The 19,143-nt window shown below is 69.2% G+C and carries 21 protein-coding genes; 6 read left to right on the top strand and 15 right to left on the bottom strand.

The features are described 5' to 3' along the window. The first annotated feature begins 66 nt into the window (after positions 1 to 66). Positions 67 to 498 carry a group III truncated hemoglobin gene (locus AC3DE2_RS16660; RefSeq protein WP_295378500.1) on the top strand — a complete coding sequence of 144 codons (432 nt, stop codon included), beginning with the start codon at positions 67 to 69 and terminating at the stop codon, positions 496 to 498. 67 nt (positions 499 to 565) lie between these two features. On the opposite strand, the gene AC3DE2_RS16655 is transcribed toward AC3DE2_RS16660, so the two are convergent. The 6 genes from AC3DE2_RS16655 to nirK form a co-directional block, all read right to left on the bottom strand. Then, on the bottom strand, positions 566 to 1,114 hold the full coding sequence (locus AC3DE2_RS16655; protein ID WP_295378498.1) for a pilin: 549 nt from the start codon (positions 1,112 to 1,114) through the stop codon (positions 566 to 568). A gap of 119 nt (positions 1,115 to 1,233) precedes the next feature. Continuing rightward, positions 1,234 to 1,473, bottom strand: coding sequence for a hypothetical protein (locus AC3DE2_RS16650; protein WP_141452760.1), 240 nt, complete (start codon positions 1,471 to 1,473; stop codon positions 1,234 to 1,236). Between the two features lie 90 nt (positions 1,474 to 1,563). Next, on the bottom strand, positions 1,564 to 2,022 hold the full coding sequence (gene azu, locus AC3DE2_RS16645; RefSeq protein ID WP_295378496.1) for an azurin: 459 nt from the start codon (positions 2,020 to 2,022) through the stop codon (positions 1,564 to 1,566). Between the two features lie 40 nt (positions 2,023 to 2,062). Next, positions 2,063 to 2,647, bottom strand: coding sequence for an SCO family protein (locus tag AC3DE2_RS16640; protein WP_488427110.1), 585 nt, complete (start codon positions 2,645 to 2,647; stop codon positions 2,063 to 2,065). After that, a complete protein-coding gene (locus AC3DE2_RS16635) occupies positions 2,644 to 3,381 on the bottom strand; it encodes a formylglycine-generating enzyme family protein (RefSeq protein ID WP_488427109.1) in 738 nt (245 codons plus the stop codon). Before AC3DE2_RS16635 ends, AC3DE2_RS16640 begins: the two co-directional genes overlap by 4 nt. A gap of 47 nt (positions 3,382 to 3,428) precedes the next feature. Further along, a complete protein-coding gene (gene nirK / locus AC3DE2_RS16630) occupies positions 3,429 to 4,487 on the bottom strand; it encodes a copper-containing nitrite reductase (protein ID WP_488427108.1) in 1,059 nt (352 codons plus the stop codon). A gap of 236 nt (positions 4,488 to 4,723) precedes the next feature. Between nirK and AC3DE2_RS16625 the strand changes: the two genes are divergently transcribed. The 5 genes from AC3DE2_RS16625 to AC3DE2_RS16605 all read left to right on the top strand — a co-directional run bounded on the left by AC3DE2_RS16625 (position 4,724) and on the right by AC3DE2_RS16605 (position 11,623). Beyond that, a complete protein-coding gene (locus AC3DE2_RS16625; RefSeq protein WP_488427107.1) occupies positions 4,724 to 6,811 on the top strand; it encodes a TonB-dependent copper receptor in 2,088 nt (695 codons plus the stop codon). 40 nt (positions 6,812 to 6,851) lie between these two features. After that, positions 6,852 to 8,093 carry an alginate export family protein gene (locus tag AC3DE2_RS16620; protein WP_488427106.1) on the top strand — a complete coding sequence of 414 codons (1,242 nt, stop codon included), beginning with the start codon at positions 6,852 to 6,854 and terminating at the stop codon, positions 8,091 to 8,093. Between the two features lie 84 nt (positions 8,094 to 8,177). Further along, entirely contained in the window at positions 8,178 to 9,734 is a 1,557-nt protein-coding gene (locus AC3DE2_RS16615) for a UbiD family decarboxylase (RefSeq protein ID WP_295378485.1), read from the top strand. Beyond that, positions 9,734 to 10,732 carry a ubiquinone anaerobic biosynthesis protein UbiU gene (gene ubiU, locus AC3DE2_RS16610; RefSeq protein WP_488427105.1) on the top strand — a complete coding sequence of 333 codons (999 nt, stop codon included), beginning with the start codon at positions 9,734 to 9,736 and terminating at the stop codon, positions 10,730 to 10,732. Before AC3DE2_RS16615 ends, ubiU begins: the two co-directional genes overlap by 1 nt. Positions 10,733 to 10,735: 3 nt before the next feature. Next, positions 10,736 to 11,623, top strand: a complete 888-nt coding sequence (locus tag AC3DE2_RS16605) for a U32 family peptidase (RefSeq protein ID WP_488427104.1) — start codon at positions 10,736 to 10,738, stop codon at positions 11,621 to 11,623. 63 nt (positions 11,624 to 11,686) lie between these two features. Here AC3DE2_RS16605 and AC3DE2_RS16600 read toward each other — a convergent pair whose 3' ends face one another. From AC3DE2_RS16600 to AC3DE2_RS16560, 9 genes are all read right to left on the bottom strand, one after another. Then, positions 11,687 to 13,138, bottom strand: coding sequence for an L-aspartate oxidase (locus AC3DE2_RS16600; protein ID WP_488427103.1), 1,452 nt, complete (start codon positions 13,136 to 13,138; stop codon positions 11,687 to 11,689). Beyond that, the gene (gene nadA, locus AC3DE2_RS16595; RefSeq protein ID WP_488427102.1) at positions 13,135 to 14,151 is read right to left on the bottom strand and encodes a quinolinate synthase NadA; all 1,017 of its coding nucleotides are present in this window, start codon (positions 14,149 to 14,151) and stop codon (positions 13,135 to 13,137) included. Before nadA ends, AC3DE2_RS16600 begins: the two co-directional genes overlap by 4 nt. Further along, positions 14,148 to 14,993, bottom strand: coding sequence for a ubiquinone anaerobic biosynthesis accessory factor UbiT (ubiT, locus tag AC3DE2_RS16590; RefSeq protein ID WP_488427101.1), 846 nt, complete (start codon positions 14,991 to 14,993; stop codon positions 14,148 to 14,150). Before ubiT ends, nadA begins: the two co-directional genes overlap by 4 nt. Before the next feature lie 134 nt (positions 14,994 to 15,127). Further along, entirely contained in the window at positions 15,128 to 16,390 is a 1,263-nt protein-coding gene (locus tag AC3DE2_RS16585; RefSeq protein ID WP_295378473.1) for a hypothetical protein, read from the bottom strand. Next, positions 16,387 to 16,641, bottom strand: a complete 255-nt coding sequence (locus tag AC3DE2_RS16580) for a DUF2249 domain-containing protein (protein ID WP_295378470.1) — start codon at positions 16,639 to 16,641, stop codon at positions 16,387 to 16,389. The genes AC3DE2_RS16585 and AC3DE2_RS16580 overlap by 4 nt, the downstream gene beginning before the upstream one ends. Then, positions 16,632 to 16,781: a hypothetical protein gene (locus AC3DE2_RS16575; RefSeq protein ID WP_295378467.1), complete on the bottom strand. Its 150-nt coding sequence runs from the start codon at positions 16,779 to 16,781 to the stop codon at positions 16,632 to 16,634. Before AC3DE2_RS16575 ends, AC3DE2_RS16580 begins: the two co-directional genes overlap by 10 nt. Positions 16,782 to 16,786: 5 nt before the next feature. Next, entirely contained in the window at positions 16,787 to 17,185 is a 399-nt protein-coding gene (locus AC3DE2_RS16570) for a SirB2 family protein (protein ID WP_295378465.1), read from the bottom strand. Positions 17,186 to 17,189: 4 nt separating this feature from the next. Beyond that, positions 17,190 to 18,431, bottom strand: coding sequence for an NnrS family protein (locus tag AC3DE2_RS16565; RefSeq protein ID WP_488427100.1), 1,242 nt, complete (start codon positions 18,429 to 18,431; stop codon positions 17,190 to 17,192). Between the two features lie 88 nt (positions 18,432 to 18,519). Beyond that, positions 18,520 to 19,143: hypothetical protein (locus AC3DE2_RS16560; protein ID WP_488427099.1), on the bottom strand; the 624-nt coding region annotated here is incomplete at its 5' end.

The following is a 19,143-nucleotide window of genomic DNA, read 5'->3' as shown; positions in this document are numbered from 1 at the left end:
CGCGATCAATTGGAATCCGCGCACGATGCGATACGGTGCGCCGGGTCGAAACTCTGGTCCGGCGTCATGCGCATTCCTCCCCTTGAAGACGGTGGCCCGGGTCTCGGGCTGTGCAGCGAGGCCGACGTCGTCTGGCTGGTGGAGACGTTCTACCTGCGCGTGCGCCAGGATGATCTGCTCGGGCCCTTCTTCGAGGCGCGCGTGCGCGACTGGGCCGCGCACCATTCGCTGCTGGTCGCGTTCTGGTCGTCACTGCTGCGCGGGACCCGCCGGTTTCATGGCGCGCCGGTCAGTTGCCATCTGGGCATGCAGGGGCTGACCGAAGCCATGTTCCTGCGCTGGCTGGCGTTGTTCCGGCAGACCACCGCCGAATGCGGCAACGGGGGGATGCGCCGCGAGGCCGATGACGCCGCGCTGCGCATGGCCAATCATTTCTGGCAACGCTACCAGGCCAGGCAGGTGCCCGGCGTGGCGCCCTTGCCGCTGCCGATGCGCTGAAGCGGGATCCCCGGCGGATGCCCATGCGTAGTCCTGCCGGCGCTGGACCTTGCCGAAGTTTCCGGGTTCAGGTGGCCGTGCCTGTATAGGGCGTCTGGCAGACGGGGGGAACGCAGGCGGGATCCGTGCTTCCGGCGTAGTGGACCTGGCAGGTCCAGCTCAGCGCGGTCGCGTTGGCGTCCAGGGTCGGGACCAGCACCACGGTCAGTGCTCCACCGCCGGCGGTGTGGCGACAGCGGACCACGGCATCTCCCATCATCCGGACGAATATTTCGCCGCCAGCGTTGACGTCGACCAGGAAATTGTAGCTGCCGGGTTTGCCTCTGAAGGTCTGATAGGGCCGGTAGCCCAGCTGCTCCGACGTCCGCCAGGGCGCGCTACCGATGGCGCCCGGACGCCAGCCGATACCGCGCAGCCGATCGCGCGGGTTTCCCTCGGTGAAGACATATTCGTTCACCGCCAGCTTGATCTGCGATGCCGCGTTCAGGCCCTCGCTGAAGGCGGCACGGATTCGGTAGTCGCGATACGCCGGCAATGCGAGCGCCAGCAGCAGCGAGATGACGGCCAGGGCGATCATCAATTCGACAAGGGTGAATCCTTGATGGCGGGTCTTCATGAACGATCATGGGAATCGAAAGCCCATGAGCATGCGCATGAGACTCGCCCCGCAACATCGGATTCTTCCGAATCCTGAAAACGGGCGGACGATCCGATGCGATCGCCGGCTTGCCGTGCTCAGCCGCTGCAGCCTCCGCAGCACACCGAGGGGATGCGTTCGATCTGGGTCAGGCGCACCGGATGTCCGGCCTGTTCCATGATGAACACCAGTTCGATGTCCATCACCACGGTGGAGATGCGCAGCTTGCCCGCCTTGGCGTCCAGGTCGACCAGGCCGGCGGGATCGAATTCCTGCAGTACCCGTTCGATGGTGATCGGATCCACGGACGGGCCGGGCAGGGGGATGTGGTATTCCATGGGGCGGCACCAGTGAGGGGTGGGAGGAAAGAACGGCGATGAAAGCAGGAGCGCCGGCAAACCGGCCCCGGCGCTCCTGTCCCCGGTGGATTACTTCGTCACCACCAACTTGCCCTTCATCAAGGTGGAGTGACCGGGGAAGCTGCAGAAGAAGTTGTAGTCGCCGCCGGCGGTCAGCTTCTTGCCCGGCAGGGTGATCTTGGTTTTCTGGCCGCCGCCGATCAGGGTGGTGGCGGCGAGCACCCGGGCATCGCCCTTGGGCACGTAGTGGTTGCCCACGCCGGCCTTGATGGCGTCGCGGGCGATGCCGTCCATGTCCTTGGCGGCGGAGATGACCACGTTGTGGCCCATCGCGGCGGCCGGCATCTTTCCGGTGTGGACCAGTTCGATGGTGATGGTCGCGCAGCTGGCCGACACGGTCGCCGTCTTCAGATCGAACTTCATCGCATCGTCGCCCTTCAGGCTGACCGTGCAGTTGTTGGCGGCATGGGCCATGCCGGTGGCGGCCATCAGGCCCAGGGCGAGCAGCGAAGCGGAAACGATTTTCATGGGAAACTCCTTGGTGTGGTTGCGGGGTGTGAGTGAACGGTCAGTGGGCGGGAGTGGCGGCGAGGGCGGTGCGGACGGCGGCGACGAAGGCCGGGTCCGGTATCGCGCTGGCGACCTCGGAACGGGCGAGGACACGGCCGTCCGCGTCGACCAGCACCAGCACGCTGGTGTGGTTGATGCTGCCGTCCTCGCGGGGGCGGTAGCGCACGTCGAGCACGCTGGCGATCGCGCGGGCGTCGTTCGCGCCGGGCTGCAGGAATCGCCACTGCGCCGGCACCCGGTGCCGTTGCGCGGTCTCGCGCAGGGCCTGCGGCGTGTCACGGGCGGGATCCAGGCTGATCATCACCATCCCGACGCGCGCGCGTTCGGAGGGCGTGAGCTGTTTCTGCACCGCCTTGCCGTTCTCGATGATGAGCGGGCACATGAGGTGGCAATTCGTGTAGAACATCGACATGACACGTGGCGTGCCGCGCAGGTCGCGCCACTGGCCGGCGTTGCCGTCCTGGTCGGTGACCGTCGCCTCGAGTTGGTAGAGGGAATCGCCCGGCAGCGCCTGCGCGGCGACCGGGGCACCGGACTGGAACAGCGCCAGCCCGAACAGCAGGAATGACAAGGGCATCTTCATGGCTGGCTCCTTGCGCAGCGGAATCCGAGGTTGCCGAGGGTGTTGACCGGTTGCAGTGCGGACAGCAGGGCGAAGCGTTTCATCACGCCGTAGTGCTGGCGATCGTTGAAGGCCAGCGCGGTGGCGCCGCAGTACTTGAGCTTGTCGCCGTCTTCGGCGCCGCGCTTGTCGCCGTCGCCCATCAGGGTGGCGAAGTCGTCCACCCATTCCCACGCCACGCCGTGCAGGCCGTGGATGCCATAGGCGTTGGGCGGCGCGTCGCCGGCATCGACGGCGCGGGCGGTGGCGTCGTTGAGCAGCAATGCCTGCCAGCCCTGGTCGCCGCGGGCGTCGCGGCGATGGGCGTCGGCGGCGGCCGCGTATTCCCATTCCAGGAAGGTGGGCAGGCGCGCATCCTGGGCGCGGCAGTAGGCGTCGGCGGCATACCAGCTGACCTGGACGACCGGCGCATCCGCGTCGACCGCAGCGCCCGGGCCCGCGGCCCCGGCCCAGTGGCCGAGATAACCGGGGCCGGCGAACAGCGCCGGCACCCGATCACGCCGCCATTGCGGCTGGCGTTCGACGAAACGGGCGAAGTCGGCGTTGCTGACCGCGCGTTCCATCAGGGTGAAAGCCGCGACCGGACGTGCTTCGCTGCTTTCCTCGTAGCGGATGGCCGAGCGGAAACTTCCGCCCGGCACGCCCACGTAGCCGGGACCACCCGCCATCGCCGGTGCGACGAGGGATGCAAGCAACAGGGCGGGCAGTCTCCGGTACATGGGCGTCCTCACGGGTCTTTCGATTACTTGCCCGCGGGTTCGCCCTGCGGGTACTCCTTGCTGGACTGCTGGCCGGTGTAGATGTCGTGCTTGGCCTCGCCATCGACCTTCAGGATGCCCAGCGAACCCTTGTGGAAGGTGCGGAAGATGCTGTGGTCGACCAGCACGAAGTTGCCCGGCACGTCGGCCTTGAACTCGACGATGGTCGCGCCGCCCGCCGGTACCAGCGTGGTCTGCACGTTCTCCTGGTACTTGCTGCCGCCTTCCGTGTAGACCTTGTCGAAGATTTCGCCGATGACGTGGAAGCTGGACACCAGGTTGGGGCCGCCGTTGCCGACGAACATCCGGATGGTCTCGCCAGCCTTGGCCTGCAGCGCGTTGTCACCGGTCAGCGAACCTTCGGCACCGTTGAACACCACGTAGGTCGGATGCTCGTCGATGGCCTTTTCCAGGCTGAAGGGCTGCAGGCCGGGTTCGCCGTACTTGCCTTCGGTGTAGAAGTCGCCCTGCATCACGTAGAACTCCTTGTCCACCTTGGGCAGGCCCTCCGGTGGCTCGACCAGGATCAGGCCGTACATGCCGTTGGCGATGTGCATGCCGACCGGCGGCATCGCGCAGTGGTACACGTACAGGCCGGGATTCAGCGCCTTGAAGGTGAACTGCGTTTCGTGGCCTGGCAGGGTGAACGTGGCCTCGGCGCCGCCGCCCGTGCCGGTGACGGCATGCAGGTCGATGTTGTGCGGCATGTGCGAGCTGTGGTGGTTCTTCAGGTGGAACTCCACCGTGTCGCCCTGGCGCACGCGGATGAAGCTGCCGGGCACCGAACCGCCGAAGGTCCAGAAGTTGTAGGTCACGCCGTCGGAGATCTTCATCTCCTTCTCGACCACTTCCAGATCCACGATGACCTTGGCCGGCGTGCTGCGCGTGATCGGCGGCGGCACCATCGGCGGTGCGGTCAGGACCGCCTTGATCGGCTCGCCCTGGGGGGCGCCATTGTCGGCGGCGAAGGCGTTGCCGGCGAGGGTGGCGCCCATCGCGCAGGCGAGGGCGTAATAAAGCAGGGAGTTGCTCTTGCGCTTCATGGCGCGTTCCTTGTCATGGCCTTTGGCCGATGGGGGAACGTTAGTTGTCCCACCTTCGCGGTCGCCTTGATTTGCATCAATCGATGCCCCCGATTCGGCGAAAAACACCGGCAACTTCATCCGGCTTGACATGGATCAAGTTCGCTTTCGACGAACCCGTCCCTGCGACAACTTGACGCATCCCAACGTTGGAGCGGCTCCAGACAATGGCGTCGACCAAAACGGAGTGTCGTGTCATGCGTAGAGATTGTCTTGCCGTCGCCCTGTCCCTCGCGCTCGCACCGGTTTCGATGGTGTTCGCCGCCGAGGCGCCGCCCAACGATGCCGGCCAGCATGTGCATGACGCCGGACCCGTCGCGCCGACCGAGCTCGATGGCGTGGTGGTGGTGGGCGTGGCGCCGGCATTGGCGACGACCTTCGTCACCGATCCGAAACTGCCGCGCCAGCCGGTGCCGGCCAGCGACGGCGCCGACTACCTGAAGACGATTCCCGGATTCGCCACGCTGCGCAGTGGTGGCACCAACGGCGATCCGGTGCTGCGCGGCATGTTCGGATCACGCCTGAACCTGATGACCAACGACGGTGCGTTGAGCGGTGCGTGTCCCTCGCGCATGGACAATGCGATGTCCTACATCGCGCCGGAAACCTATGACCGCCTGATTGTCATCAAGGGACCGCAGACGGTGCTGTGGGGTGGCGGCGCGTCGGCGGGCACGGTGCGCTTCGAGCGCGAGATTCCGTACTTCGATCGCCCCGGCGTGCGCGTCAATGCCAGCGCGCTGGCCGGCAGCCGCAACCGCAACGATCAGGTGGTGGACGCCACCGCCGGCAACGCCACCGGTTACCTCCGGCTGGGCGGAAATCGATCGGAGGCCGACGACTACCAGGATGGCAACGGCGATGAAGTGCCGTCCGCGTGGCGCAAGTGGAACACCGATGTCGCGCTGGGCTGGACGCCGGACGAGAACACAGTGCTGGAGTTGAGCGCCGGTACGGGCGATGCGCAGGCCCGCTATGCCGGCCGCGGCATGGACGGCTCGCGCTTCCGCCGCGACAGCCTGGGCCTGCGCTTCGAGAAGAGCGACATCGGCGGCGTGCTGGATGCGATCAAGGCCAACCTCTACCTCAATGATGTCGATCACGTGATGGACAACTACACGCTGCGGCGTCCGGATCCGGCCAGCAGCATGCCCATGCCGATGGCCAGCAACGTCGGCCACCGCACCTGGGGTGGCCGGGTGGCCGCGACCTGGCAGCGCGACGACTGGGAAATCACCGCCGGCGTGGACCTGCGCGACAGCCGCCATCGCCAGCGCAGCGGCATGGGCCGCGGTACCTATCAGCAGCAACCATGGACCGTGGATGCGCGCTTCCGTACCTTCGGCGCCTTCGCCGAATCGCATTGGCACCTGACCGACAAGCACCATGTGATGAGCGGCCTGCGCGTGGATCGCGCGCGGGTGGAGGATCTGCGTCGCAGCACCGGCGGCATGATGCCGATGCCCAATCCCACCGCCGGGCAGGCGCGCAGCGAAAGCCTGCCCAGTGCCTTCGTGCGCTACGAGTACGACATGTCCGGCAAGCTGGGCGCATACGCCGGCATCGGCCACACCCGGCGCATGCCCGACTATTGGGAACTGTTCTCGCCCAAGCGCGGTCCGGCCGGTTCGGTCAACGCCTTCGCCGGCATCCAGCCCGAGCGCACCACCCAACTGGATCTGGGCCTGCAATACCGCGGCGAGCGTTTCGATGCGTGGGTGTCGGTCTACGCCGGCCGCATGCAGGACTACATCCTGTTCGATTACCTGCCCGGGATGATGGGGATGGGCGCGACCACCCGCGCGCGCAATATCGACGCCGATATCCGTGGTGGCGAGGCCGGGGTGGAATGGCGTCCCGGCGCGGGCTGGAAGCTCGGCGGATCGCTGGCCTATGCCTGGGGCGAGGATCGCGCCAGCGGCACGCCGTTGCCGCAGATGACGCCGCTGGAAGCGCGGCTGTCGGCCAGCCGCGAGCACGAACGCTGGTCGTGGGGCGCGCTGTTGCGCCTGGTCGATTCCCAGCACCGGGTCAGCACGGGCCAGGGCAACGTGGTCGGCCGCGATCTCGGCCCCAGCGCGGGCTTCGCGGTGTTCTCGGCCAACGGCGGCTATCGCTTCAGCGACCGCCTGCAGCTGACCGCCGGCATCGACAACCTGTTCGACCGGGCCTACAGCGAACACCTGAATCTCGGCGGCAACAGCGCCTTCGGCTATCCGGCCGATCCGGTCCGTATCAACGAGCCCGGCCGCACCGCATGGCTGAAGCTCAATCTCACCTACTGAGCGTGGCCATGGCCACCCACGAAGACCACAAGGGGACTCCATGAAACACCACATCCGCTGCCTGCTCGGCATTCCCTGCCTCGCCATCGCGCTTCCCGCCGTCGCCGCATCACCGGACGACACCGCCGGCAAGGTGATCCTGGATGCGCGCTACCGCTACGAGCAGGTCGATCAGGACAACGCGCTGGACAACGCCAAGGCGCATACCCTGCGCACCCGTATCGGCTACCGCACGCCGCGCTGGCACGGGTTGTCGGGCCTGGTCGAGATCGACGACGTGCGCCACCTGGGCGGCGAACGCTTCAACGACACCCGCAACGGCCGGGCGCGCTACGCCACGGTCGGCGATCCGGAAGGCACCGAGGTCAACCAGGCGCTGCTGCGGTACACCGCCGACTGGGGCAACCTGCAGGTCGGTCGGCAGCGCATCAACCTGGCGAACCAGCGCTTCGTCGGCGGAGTGGGCTGGCGCCAGAACGAGCAGACCTACGACGGCGCGATGATCGAACTGACCCCCGCGCCGGCCTGGAAGCTGACCTACGCCTACCTGGACAACATCAACAGCGTGTTCGGCCCGGATGACACCCGTCCGATCAGCCGCACCGCGCCCGCCGACATCGAGGGGCACAGTCATCTGTTGCAGGCGCAGTACGCGTTCTCGCCCCATCTGACCGCGATCGGCTACCACTACCGCCTCGGACTGGACAACCTCGCGGTGGCCGCGGGCGCGCCGCTGGGCACGCTGTCCAGCCGCACCAGCGGCCTGCGCCTGCAGGGCAAGGCCGGTGCGTTCTCTTATGTTCTGGAACATGCGCGCCAGCGCGAGCTCGATGGCAATCCCTGGCAACTCGATGGCCGTTACTGGCTGGCCGAAGGTGGCTATCGCTGGCAGGACATCCAGTGGAAGGCCGGCTACGAAGTGCTGGGCGCCGGTCGCGGCGGCGCGGGAAACCGGGCGTTCCAGACACCGCTGGCGACCAAGCACGCGTTCCAGGGCTGGGCGGATCAGTTCCTGACCACGCCCGCGGACGGTCTGCGCGACGCCTACGCCGGTTTCAGCCTGCCGCTGGCGGGCGGCGAGTGGCAGGCGTGGTACCACGATTTCCGCAGCGACCACGGCGGCCACCGCTTCGGGCGCGAACTGGATCTGTCCTGGCGTCGCGCGATTCCCGGGGTGAAAGGCCTGGACGGCATGCTCAAGCTCGCCAGCTACCGCAGCGCGGACGGCGTCCGCACGGTGGATACCGACAAGTTCTGGGTGCAGGTGCAGTACAGCTACTGAGCCGTTTCGACTTGACGTGGATCAATGTGGCCGGTGGCGGGGCGTGAGGACAATGCGGCCTCTTCCCCCGCCATCGGAAGCGGCATGCCTTTCCACGATCTGCGCGATTTCCTGGATCACCTGAGCGGGCAGGGCGAGCTGCTGGGCATCGACGCCCGCGTCGAACCCGAGCTGGAAAGCACCGCCTTGAGTCTGCGCGCCCTGCGCGAATCCGGGCCGGCGCTGCTGATGAACAACGCCGGCTCGGCGCATCCGCTGTTGGGCAACCTGTTTGGCCACCGCCGGCGCATCGAAATGGCGCTGGATGGCCGCCCGCTGGCCTCGCTGCGCGAGCTCGGCGAACTGCTGGCCTGCGTGAAGGAACCGCGCTGGCCCGGCAACCTGCGCAGCGCGCTGGCCGACTGGCCGGGGCTGGCGCAACTGGCCTACGTGGCCCCGCGCGTGGTCCAGGACGCGGCCTTCAACGAGCAGGTGCTGGAAGGCGAGGACATCGATCTGGGGCGGCTGCCGATCCAGCGCTGCTGGCCGGAGGATGCCGACCGTCTGATCACCTTCGGCCTGGTGATCACCCGCGGCACCCGCCAGGAGCGCCAGAACGTGGCGATCTACCGGCAGCAGGTGATCGGCCGCAACCGCGTGATCATGCGCTGGCTTCCGCATCGCGGCGGCGCGCTCGATTACGCCAGCTGGCAGGCCGCGCATCCGCACAAACCCTTTCCGGTGCTGGTGGCGATCGGCGCGGATCCGGCCACCCTGCTGGCGGCGGTGGCGCCGGTGCCGGACACGTTGTCCGAGTACGAATTCGCCGGACTGCTGCGGGCCGCGCGCACGCGGGTCTGGCGCAGCGCGCTGACCGGGCTGGATGCGCCGGCGGGCGCGGAGATCCTGCTGGAGGGCTTCATCCATCCCGGCGACACCGCGCTGGAAGGCCCGTTCGGCGATCACACCGGCTATTACAACGCGCAGGCGCATTTCCCGGTGCTCACCATCGAACGCATGCGCCTGCGGGCCGGCGCCATCTACCATGGCAGTTACATGGGCCGCGCGCCGTTCGACGAGCCCTCGGTGCTGTCGATGGCGCTGAACGACATCTTCGTGCCGATCCTGCGCAAGGTATTTCCGGAGATCGTGGATTTCTACCTGCCGCCGGAAGCATGCTCGTACCGGGTGGCGGTGGTCAGCATCCGCAAGCAGTACGCCGGACATGCGCGGCGGGTGATGATGGGGGTCTGGTCGTACCTGCGCCAGTTCACCTACACCAAGTTCGTCATCGTCACCGACGAGGACATCGACGTGCGCGACTGGTCGCAGGTGATCTGGGCGGTGTCGACCCGGGTGGATCCGGCGCGCGACAGCCTGCTGGTGGAGAACACCCCGATCGACTACCTCGATTTCGCCACCCCGGTGTCGGGCGTGGGTTCCAAGCTGGGGCTGGACGCGACCCGCAAGTGGGCCGGCGAAAGCGCGCGCGAATGGGGCCGGCCCATCACCCTGGATCCGCAGGTCGAGCGGCGCGTGGACACCCTGTGGCGGCAGATCTGCCGGACCGCCGAATCCGAGGCCGGACAGGACGCCGAACCCGACACGATCGACGCCTGGGCGCCGCGCCGCCGGTCTTCCCCCGCCTGGAGAAATTCCTGATGCAACTGGTATGTCCGGCCGGCAACCTGCCGGCCCTGAAGGCCGCCATCGATGCCGGCGCCGACGCGGTCTATGCGGGCTTCCGCGACCAGACCAACGCCCGCGCGTTCCCGGGGCTGAACTTCGACGACGTGGAGATGCGCGAAGGCATCGCCTATGCGCATGCGCGCGGGCGCAAGGTGTACCTGGCGCTGAACACCTATCCGGACAGCGCGCGCCTGCCGCAATGGCATCGGGCGGTGGACCAGGCGGCCGCGTTCGGCGCCGACGCCATCATCGCCGCCGAGATGGCGGTGCTGCACTACGCGTCGGTCCGTCATCCGGATCTGGCGCGGCATCTGTCGGTGCAGGGTTCGGCGACCTCCGCGGCGGCCTTGCGCTACGCGCATGATCGCTTCGGCATCGCGCGCGCGGTGCTGCCGCGGGTGCTGTCGGTGCAGCAGGTCGAACGCCTGTGCCAGGCCGCGCCGGTGCCGCTGGAGGTGTTCGCATTCGGCAGCCTGTGCATCATGGTCGAAGGCCGTTGCCAGTTGTCGAGTTATGTCACCGGCGCTTCGCCCAACCGCCATGGCGTGTGCTCGCCGGCCAGCTTCGTGCGCTGGGAGGAGCACGCCGACCAGGGCCGCAGCGTGCGCCTCAACGGCATGCTCATCGATCGCTTCGGCGCGACCGAACCGGCCGGCTATCCCACCGTCTGCAAGGGCCGCTACGACGTCGGCGGCGAGGTCTTCCATGCGCTGGAAGAGCCGACCAGCCTCAACACCCTGGAACTGCTGCCGCGGCTGGCCGCGGCCGGCGTGGCGGCGCTGAAAATCGAGGGACGCCAGCGTGGCGTGGCCTACGTGCGCACGGTGACCCGGGTCTGGCGCGAAGCGATCGACGCGCAGCTGCGCACGCCCGCGGCGTGGCGCGTACGCGAGGACTGGCAGACCGACCTGTCGGCGCACGCCGAAGGCCAGCAGACCACCCTTGGACCCTACCACCGCGCCTGGCATTGAACGATGAAACTCAGTCTTGGACCCCTGCAATACTTCTGGCCGCGCGAGCGGGTGCTTTCCTTCTACCGCGACGCCGCGCAGTGGCCGCTGGACATCCTCTACCTGGGCGAAACCGTCTGCAGCAAACGGCGTGAACTGCGCACGCGCGACTGGCTGGCGCTGGCGGAGGAACTGGCCGGCAGCGGCAAGCAGATCGTGCTGTCGTCGCTGGCGCTGATCGAAGCCGAATCGGAACTGTCGACGGTGGTGCGGCTGGCCGAAAACGGCCGCTTCCTGCTGGAGGCCAATGATCTGTCCGCCGTGCAGGTCTGCCGCGAGCGCGGCCTGCCGTTCGTGGCCGGGCCCACCCTGAACGTCTACAACCAGGTGGCGCTGGGCCTGCTGATCGAGGATGGCCTGGTGCGCTGGGTGCCCGGGGTGGAACAGGGGCGCGAACTGCTGCGGGAACTGCGCGCGGCGATGGCGGAGCAGGGCACGCCGATGCCGGAACTGGAAGTGCTGGCCTGGGGACGGTTGCCGCTGGCGTATTCGGCGCGCTGTTTCACCGCGCGCGCCTACGACGTGCCCAAGGATGATTGCGGTTTCCGCTGCATCCATCACCCGGACGGCCTGCCGATGGCGACCCGCGAGGGCGAGCCGTTCATGGTCATCAACGGCGTGCAGATCCAGGGCATGGAAGTGGTCGACATGGCGCCGGAGCGCGACGAGCTGATCGCCTGCGGCGTGGACATCCTGCGGCTGTCGCCGGTGCAGGAGGACATGGCCGGCGTGGTCGATCACTTCCGGCGCATGCTCGACGCGCCGCTGCCGCCGCCACGGCTGGGCGCGCGCAACGGCTACTGGGAAGGCAGGCCCGGGCGCGCGTCGCTGTCGGCGCCGACGATTGCCTGAGCGCGACGCGGGCTTGCCTGTACGCGATGGCCGGCGCACGCGGGAGGCCGCGCGGACGTGCGCTCAGTCGACGGGTGAGTCACAGCGGAAGTGCGCGCCGAGGCTGTGCGTGCGCGCCAGCGCCGCGTGCAGCAGGCGGCCCACCAGTTCACCCTGCCAACTGCCGCCCATGCCGGCATCCTGCGCCAGTTCGTCCAGCGCCTCGCGCATGATCGCGCCGTCGCGCACCGGCCCCAGCGCACGCCAGCTCAGCGCCCGCAAGCCGATCAGCGCGGCGGCGTCCGCGTCGCACCCGCGCTCGACCCAATCTCCGCCGCCCGCGGGCACATGCCGGCGGATGCCGGCCAGCGACTGGCCCAGGCGGCGGCCGTAGACCACGCCTTCCAGCAGCGAATTGCTGGCCAGCCGGTTGGCGCCATGCACGCCATTGCAGGCGGCTTCGCCCACCGCGTACAGGCCTTCCACCGTGGTGCGTCCGTCCAGATCCACGGCGATGCCGCCCATGTGGAAATGCGCGGCCGGGGTGACCGGGATGCGCTGGGCGCGCGGATCGATGCCGTGCGCGCGGCACAGCGCGTAGACGGTGGGGAACTGCAGCAACCAGGTTTCATGCAGGTGGGTGGCGTCCAGCCAGATGCGCCGGCCGTCCTGCTGGGCCAGCCAGACCTGGCGCGCCACCACGTCGCGCGGCGCGAGATCGCCCAGGGGATGCTGATCGGACATGATCGCGACGCCGTCGTCGTCGAACAGGCGCGCGCCGGCCCCACGCAGCGCCTCGGTGATCAGCGGCAGCGCGCCGTTGACCGCCACCGACAGCGCGGTCGGATGGAACTGGATGAATTCCAGATCGCGCGCCTGCGCGCCCGCGGCCAGCGCCAGCGCCAGGCCGTTGCCGTCGGCGCCGGAAGGATTGGTGCTGGCGGCGAACAGCGCGCCACAGCCACCGGTGGCCAGCACCACCTCGGCGCAATCGATCTCCTCGCCGCGCGGTTCGCCGGGCCAGCGCAGGCGCAGGCCGCTGACGCCGTGGGCGCCGACGCGCAGCGCGTCCAGCATCGCCGGCGGCCGCCAGTCGATGTGCGGTGAATTCTGCGCCGCCCGGATCAGCGCCAGCAGCAGCGACGCACCGCTGGCGTCGCCACCGGCGTGGACGATGCGATGGCGACGATGGCCGCCTTCGCGGCCGAGCAGGAAGCGGGTGCCTTCCAGGTCGAAGGGCACGCCCTGCGCCTGCAGCCAGCGCACCGCCATCACCGCGTTGTCGACCAGGTAGCGGACCGCATCGTAGTCATTGTGATCGGCGCCGGCGGCGAGGGTGTCATGGGCGTGCGCATCGGCGCTGTCGCCGGTGTCCAGGGCGGCGGCGATGCCGCCCTGCGCCAGCGCCGTGCAGCAGTCGACGCCGGCCGGCGCGCGGCCGATCAGCAGCACCCGCCGCGGCGCGGCCGACAGCGCCGTGGCCAGGCCGGCGACGCCGCAGCCCACCACCACCAGCGGCGGCGCGCCGAGGCTCATGCGCGTTCGCCCCGGCCCACCGCGAGCATGCGCGCCAGCGCCGCGCGCGCGCGTTCGGCCACGTCCGTCGGCACTTCGACCGGGTGACGCAGATCCTGCAGGCAGGCGTGGATGTTCGGCAGCGTGATCCGCTTCATGTGCGGGCACAGGTTGCAGGGCTTGATGAACTCCACGTCCGGGAAGCGATGGCGCAGGTTGTCGGCCATCGAGCATTCGGTGATCAGGGCGACCCGGCGCGGGCGCTCGCGTTCCAGCCATGCGCCCATGGCGGTGGTCGAACCGACGAAGTCGGCTTCGCGCTGCACCTCCGGCGGACATTCCGGATGCGCGACCAGGCGGGCGTCGAAGGTCTCGCGCGTGTGCCGGGCCTGCTGCGCTGTGAACTGCTCGTGCACTTCGCAGCGGCCGTCCCACAGGACCAGTTCGACACCGGTCCGGGCGGCGACGTGGTGGCCCAGGAAGGCGTCGGGCAGGAAGATCACCTTGTCGGCGTTCATCGCCTCGACCACCTGCACCGCGTTGGCCGAGGTGCAGCAGGCATCGGATTCGGCCTTCACCGCCGCGCTGGTGTTGACGTAGCTGACCACCGGCGCGCCGGGATGGCGCGCACGCAGCGCGCGCACGTCGGCGGCGGTGATGGAGGACGCCAGCGAACAGCCGGCCTCGGGATCCGGAATCAGCACCGTGCGCTGCGGCGCGAGGATTTTCGCGGTCTCGGCCATGAAGTGGACGCCGCACAGCACGATGATCTCCGCGTCGCAATCCGCCGCCGCCTGCGCCAGCGCCAGCGAATCACCGGTGACGTCTGCCACGCCGTGGAAGATCTCCGGGGACTGGTAGCTGTGCGCCATGATCACGGCGCCGCGTTCGCGCTTGAGCGCCTGGATGGCGTCGATCCATGGCAGGTGCAGCGGCCATTCCAGGCACGGCACGGTGTCGCCGACGCGTGCGGTCAGGTCGGCGTAGCGGTCCTCCAGTTCCGGACTCCAGCGGGGGCGGAAGGCGGCGTTCATGCGGCCTGTCCGCGGTGGCGGCGATGCGCGCCGCGCGCATCGCGGGCCAGGCGGGCGCCGCGCTGGAGCAGGATGCGCGACCCCAGCGGGAAGGATTCCCACGGCAGCCGGTCCAGCAGGTTGCGCACGGTCAGGCCCAACTCGGTGTCGCCGGTCAGCATCAGCCGGCGCTGGAAGAACAGGGTGTCGGCATCCTCCAGCCGGCTGGCGAGCAGCAACAGATCGGTGGTGGTGCCGCTGACGGTGGCCTCGGCGGCGCCGTCGCCCAGGCGCAGACCATCGGCGTCCAGCGTGAACACCCAGCGCAGATCCAGATCCTGCACTTCGATGCCGAGCCGGCGGCCGTTGATCGGTTCCAGGATCCGCCGCACCTCGGGCGCGGCGAGGGCCGGCGCCAGCAGCCGCAGCAGCATCCGCTCGCGCAGCGGACGCGGCAGTCGCGCCAGCCAGGGACGCAAGCGACGCGGCGGCGGCAGCCAGCGGAGCAGGGAGGCGGCGGCGGATTCACCGCGCGAAGACGACAGGCCGGAAATTGCCATGGGACGGAATGGCTCGGAAGTGAAGGGGGAAGGACGCGCCTGCCAGCGATGCGCCTCGGCGATCAGCAGGCGCATCAGCCGTTCCGCGCTCGCGGGGGAAATGCCGCAGCGCCGCGCCAGCCGGCTGGCACGCAGCCGGACCTGGTGTTCGCGCTGCTCGTCGACCTGGCGCAGGCTGGCCTGGCGCTTGATCCGGCCGGCGAGGCCGGCCAGGCGCTGGCGCCCGCCCAGCAGGATCACCATCGCGTCGTCGACCCGATCGATCGCGGCACGGGTACCGCCCAGGGCCATCCGGCTCAGCACGGCGCGCCGCCCGCAAGCGAACGATGAAAACCGGATGGGCCCGGCGGGGTCTGCGGCAGGAACGACGGCATGGTGGCTCACCTGTGCGGTGGCCACATGCTAGGCAGCGTGACCGGCGCTGCCATTGACCCAGATCAAGCGGACCGATCCACGCCCGCCGCCGGCCTGAAGCGCAGCGCCCGCCGCCAGCAGTCCAGCACCGCCCAGCCGCTGGCGCCCCAGGCCAGCGCCAGCGCCGCCCCGGCCGGCCGGGCAAGCGCGGGAGGTTGCCAGATGGCCGCCAGCAACAGGCATGCGGCGAACAGGTGCAGGTACAGCAGCCATTGCTTGCGCGCGTCGTCCAGCAGCCGGTCCACGCCGGGCACGCGGACACCGCGCGGATGACGCCTGCGCAGTTCGATCCAGGCCAGGAAGCCGATGATCTCCAGCAGCATGCCCAGCACCAGCAGGGGCAGGCCGATCGCGATCACCAGCGCGCCGATCAGCAGCAGTCCACGCGGCGACGGCGGCGCGGCCAGCGCCAGCAGGCAGGCCAGCGCGAGGGCCGCGCAGCCGGCCTGCCAGAAGCGCCGCAATACCGGATTGCGCGGATGCGGCGCGCGCCGTTGCAGGATCAGCACCGCGATGCAGAACACCAGGCCGGGCAGGGCCAGCGCGCGTGCCGGCGATGCGGATTCGCCCCACAGCAGGGTGAATCCGGCCCAGGCCAGCGCCAGCACCAGCACGCACAGCCACGCCAGCAACCAGGCGGCGGGAATGCGCCGGGTTCCCTGCAGCATGGGAACGGTGATGCTGGCCACCGCGCCCAGCAGCGCGAGCGCCCAGCCCGCCAGCCCCAGCGCGGCATGCAGATTGGCGATCCGATCCAGCGGCAGGGCCCACAGTCCGGCCAGCGCGGCCAGCAGTGCCAGGCCCAGGCCGATGGTCGCGAGCAGGCTGGCCAGTGCGATGCCGATGCCCAGCCGCGGCGCGCGCGGTCCATTGCCGCGCGCCACCGCGATCAGCCCGCACAGGGCGAACAGCGCCAGCGGCGGCACCAGCAGCAGGCTGGCGCCGCCGGCAAGCGCGTGCGACGGAAACACCAGCGATGCCAGCAGCAGCAACAACCCGGCGTTGAACGCGGCGTGCAGCCACGCGGCCTGGCGCGGCAACGGCAAGGGACAGCCGGCGGCCACCGGCAGGAACTGGAACAGGCTGCCGACCATCGCGTTGCCCAACACCCCCAGGGTGAACAGGTGCACCAGCACCAGCGTGCGCGGCGCCCAGCGCGTCAGCAATGCGGTTTCACCGGTCCACAGCAGCCACAGCCCCGCGAAGGCGCCCCAGGCCAAGGCGGACAGCAGGAAACGCAGCGGTTGGCCGGGAGGCGGCGCCTGGGCGAACGCCAGCCCGCTCATGCGATCCGCGGTGGATCCAGCGCCGCGTGATCATCGCCGTGGCAGATGGCGATGCAGGCGTCGCCGGCGGGCAGATCATGCACGCGATAGGCGTAGCCCCAGGCATCGAGCAGCGACATCAGCGGCAGCGGGCGGAACGGCGTGAACGCGACGAGCCGTCCGCCACGCGGCAGGGTTTCCAGGCTGGCGAGAATCCGCTGCATCGGTTCCGGCGGCGCCAGTTCGCGCAGATCCAGCCGGGTCAGCAACATGGCCGATCTCCGTGTGCGTCCCCGTCTTCGCCGCCTTCGCCTGCCGGGCAGTCCAGCGTGGCGCCGGCGGCGTCGAAGGATTCGCGTATCCAGCCGGCGCAGGGCGAGCAGGGATCCGGCGGCAGCAGCGCTTCGTTCATGGCGATTACCCCAGCAGGGCCAGCAGGCCCATCGGATGGTGGGTGCGCGCGATGCCGTAGACCTGCAGGAAGCACAGCAGCGCGGCGGCGTACAGCGCAACGCGGGACAGCCTTGCGCGCGCCGGCTGGAAGGCGAGCACGCCCAGTACGACATAGGCGAGGATGAAACCGACCTTCACGACCAGCCAGCCGTTGGCGAACAGGCCGGCCGGCAGGATCGTCAGCAGCATCATCGCCGCGGTCAGCAGCACCGTGTCGATGGTGTAGCTGAGGTAGCGCAGTGGCGCCACGCGCGGCCAGCGCATGCCCAGCGACAGGCCGAGCCCGCGCAGCGCGAACAGCGTGCCGCTGGTGAGGGCGGCGCCGAGATGCACGAGCTTGATGTCCGGGTAGAAGGTGATCATGGCGTCAACCCGGTCGTCCGTCGGCACGCGGACTCAGGTAGATGCTGCCGATGCGGGCCACCCACGGCAGCAGCGCGACCAGCCAGCCCACCGCCGAGGCGACCTGCCAGAACAAGGCGTCCGGCGCGATCTCGGCGACCACCCGCATCACCGCCACCGCCTGCAGCGCGGCGAAGGCGAACCACGCCAGCGCCGGCATTTTCAGCGGCCGCCCGGAATGGCCCTGGGTCACCCGGGTGACCATGGCCACCAGCACGCTGCCGAAGAAGCCGATGAACATCGCGTGCATCGGCGCGCGCCCCAGCATGAACTCGCCGGTGAGCAGGTAGATGACGCTCTGGGTGGTATACAGCGCGAAGGTGATCGGCAACCATGCGGTGCCCACGAACAGCACTGCCAGCAATCCGGGCATGCGTCCGCGCGGCCACCAGTGCCACAACGCCACGCCGCTGGCGATCAACAGCGCCGCGTCTGGCAGCCACAGCCAGGTATAGGCATGCCGCAGTTCCAGCACCAGGTGCAGCAGCAGGAAGCCCCACATCGCACCCAGCCACGCCATCGGTCGCCATGGCGTGTAACCCGGCACGGCATTGGCGGCGAAGAACGGGAACATGCGGTGGGCGACGGTCAGGTAAATCGGCAGCAGCATCACCACGCCGCCGAGTTTGATGCTGGCGAAGGCATACCACGCGTCGCCGGTCAGCACGAACACCAGGAAGCAGGCAAGTCCGGCGCAGCCGAGCAGCAGCGCGGCGAAGCAGGAACGCGCATGCCAGGTGCGCGCGGTGTCGCGCAGCAACAGGCGTCCGAGCGTGGCGACACCGGCCAGCCAGCCGGCCAGCGCCATCCACAGGCCGACCGTGAAGCCGGCTTCCCAGCCCAGGGTGGACAACAGGATCGCCAATTGCCCGCCCATCAGTCCGGCGCCGACCGGCGCATAGCGCCAGCGCGGCAGATCCGGCATGCCCATCCAGCGCGGGAACACGGTGAGCAGGAAACCGAAGATGAAACTCGGCAGCACCAGGTACTGCATCAGGAAGGCGTGCAGCCAGCCCGGCGGCACCGCGGTGTCGGGCATGCGCCAGGCGCCGCTGTACTGCGCGGCCAGCCAGGCCGCCCACCACAGCATCGCCAGCAGCACGTTGCCGGCGCCGATGAAGAACATCAGCCGGTGCGGCGCCTGCAGCAATTGGCGCACGGACATGCCGGCGGAAGAGGACGGGTTGGAAACGGGAATCGGTCGCATGACGGCAGTCTGCGCCGGGGCGTCGGGGCCTTCCTTGACCTGGATCAGGCGGAATGCGGATCAACGCCGGTGGAATCCCACGGCATCGTTACGCCGATGAAGTACCGGCACCGTCATCCCGGCGCACGCTGGGACCCGGGTTGACGTTCGGCCAGCGTTCGCGGCAGCCCGGAATCCCAATGGATTCCAGCTTGCGCTGGAATGACGACGGGAATGACGGCATGGGAAAGTGAGACTCCAGCCCGTCGTCCCGGCGTAGGCCGGGACCCAGGTTGACGTTCGGTCCGCGTTCCCGGTGGTCGGGAAGCTGGATGGATTCCAGCTTGCGCTGGAATGACGGCGGAAAGGGCGGCGTGGGAAAGGGAGACTCCAGCCCGTCGTCCCGGCGTAGGCCGGGACCCAGGTTGACGTTCGGTCCGCGTTCCCGGCGGTCGGGAAGCTGGATGGATTCCAGCTTGCGCTGGAATGACCGCGGAAAGGGCGGCGTGGGAAAGGGGGACTCCAGCCCGTCGTCCCGGCGTAGGCCGGGACCCAGGTTGACGTTCGGTCCGCGTTCCCGGCGGTCGGGAAGCTGGATGGATTCCGGCTTGCGCTGGAATGACGGCGGAAAGGGCGGCGTGGGAAAGGGAGACTCCAGCCCGTCGTCCCGGCGTAGGCCGGGACCCAGGTTGACGTTCGGTCCGCGTTCCCGGCGGTCGGGAAGCTGGATGGA

This window comes from Pseudoxanthomonas sp. 68-E7 (genome assembly GCF_057773145.1).
The sequence above is the reverse complement of the archived record's forward strand: the minus strand, read 5'-3'. Positions and strand labels throughout refer to the sequence as shown.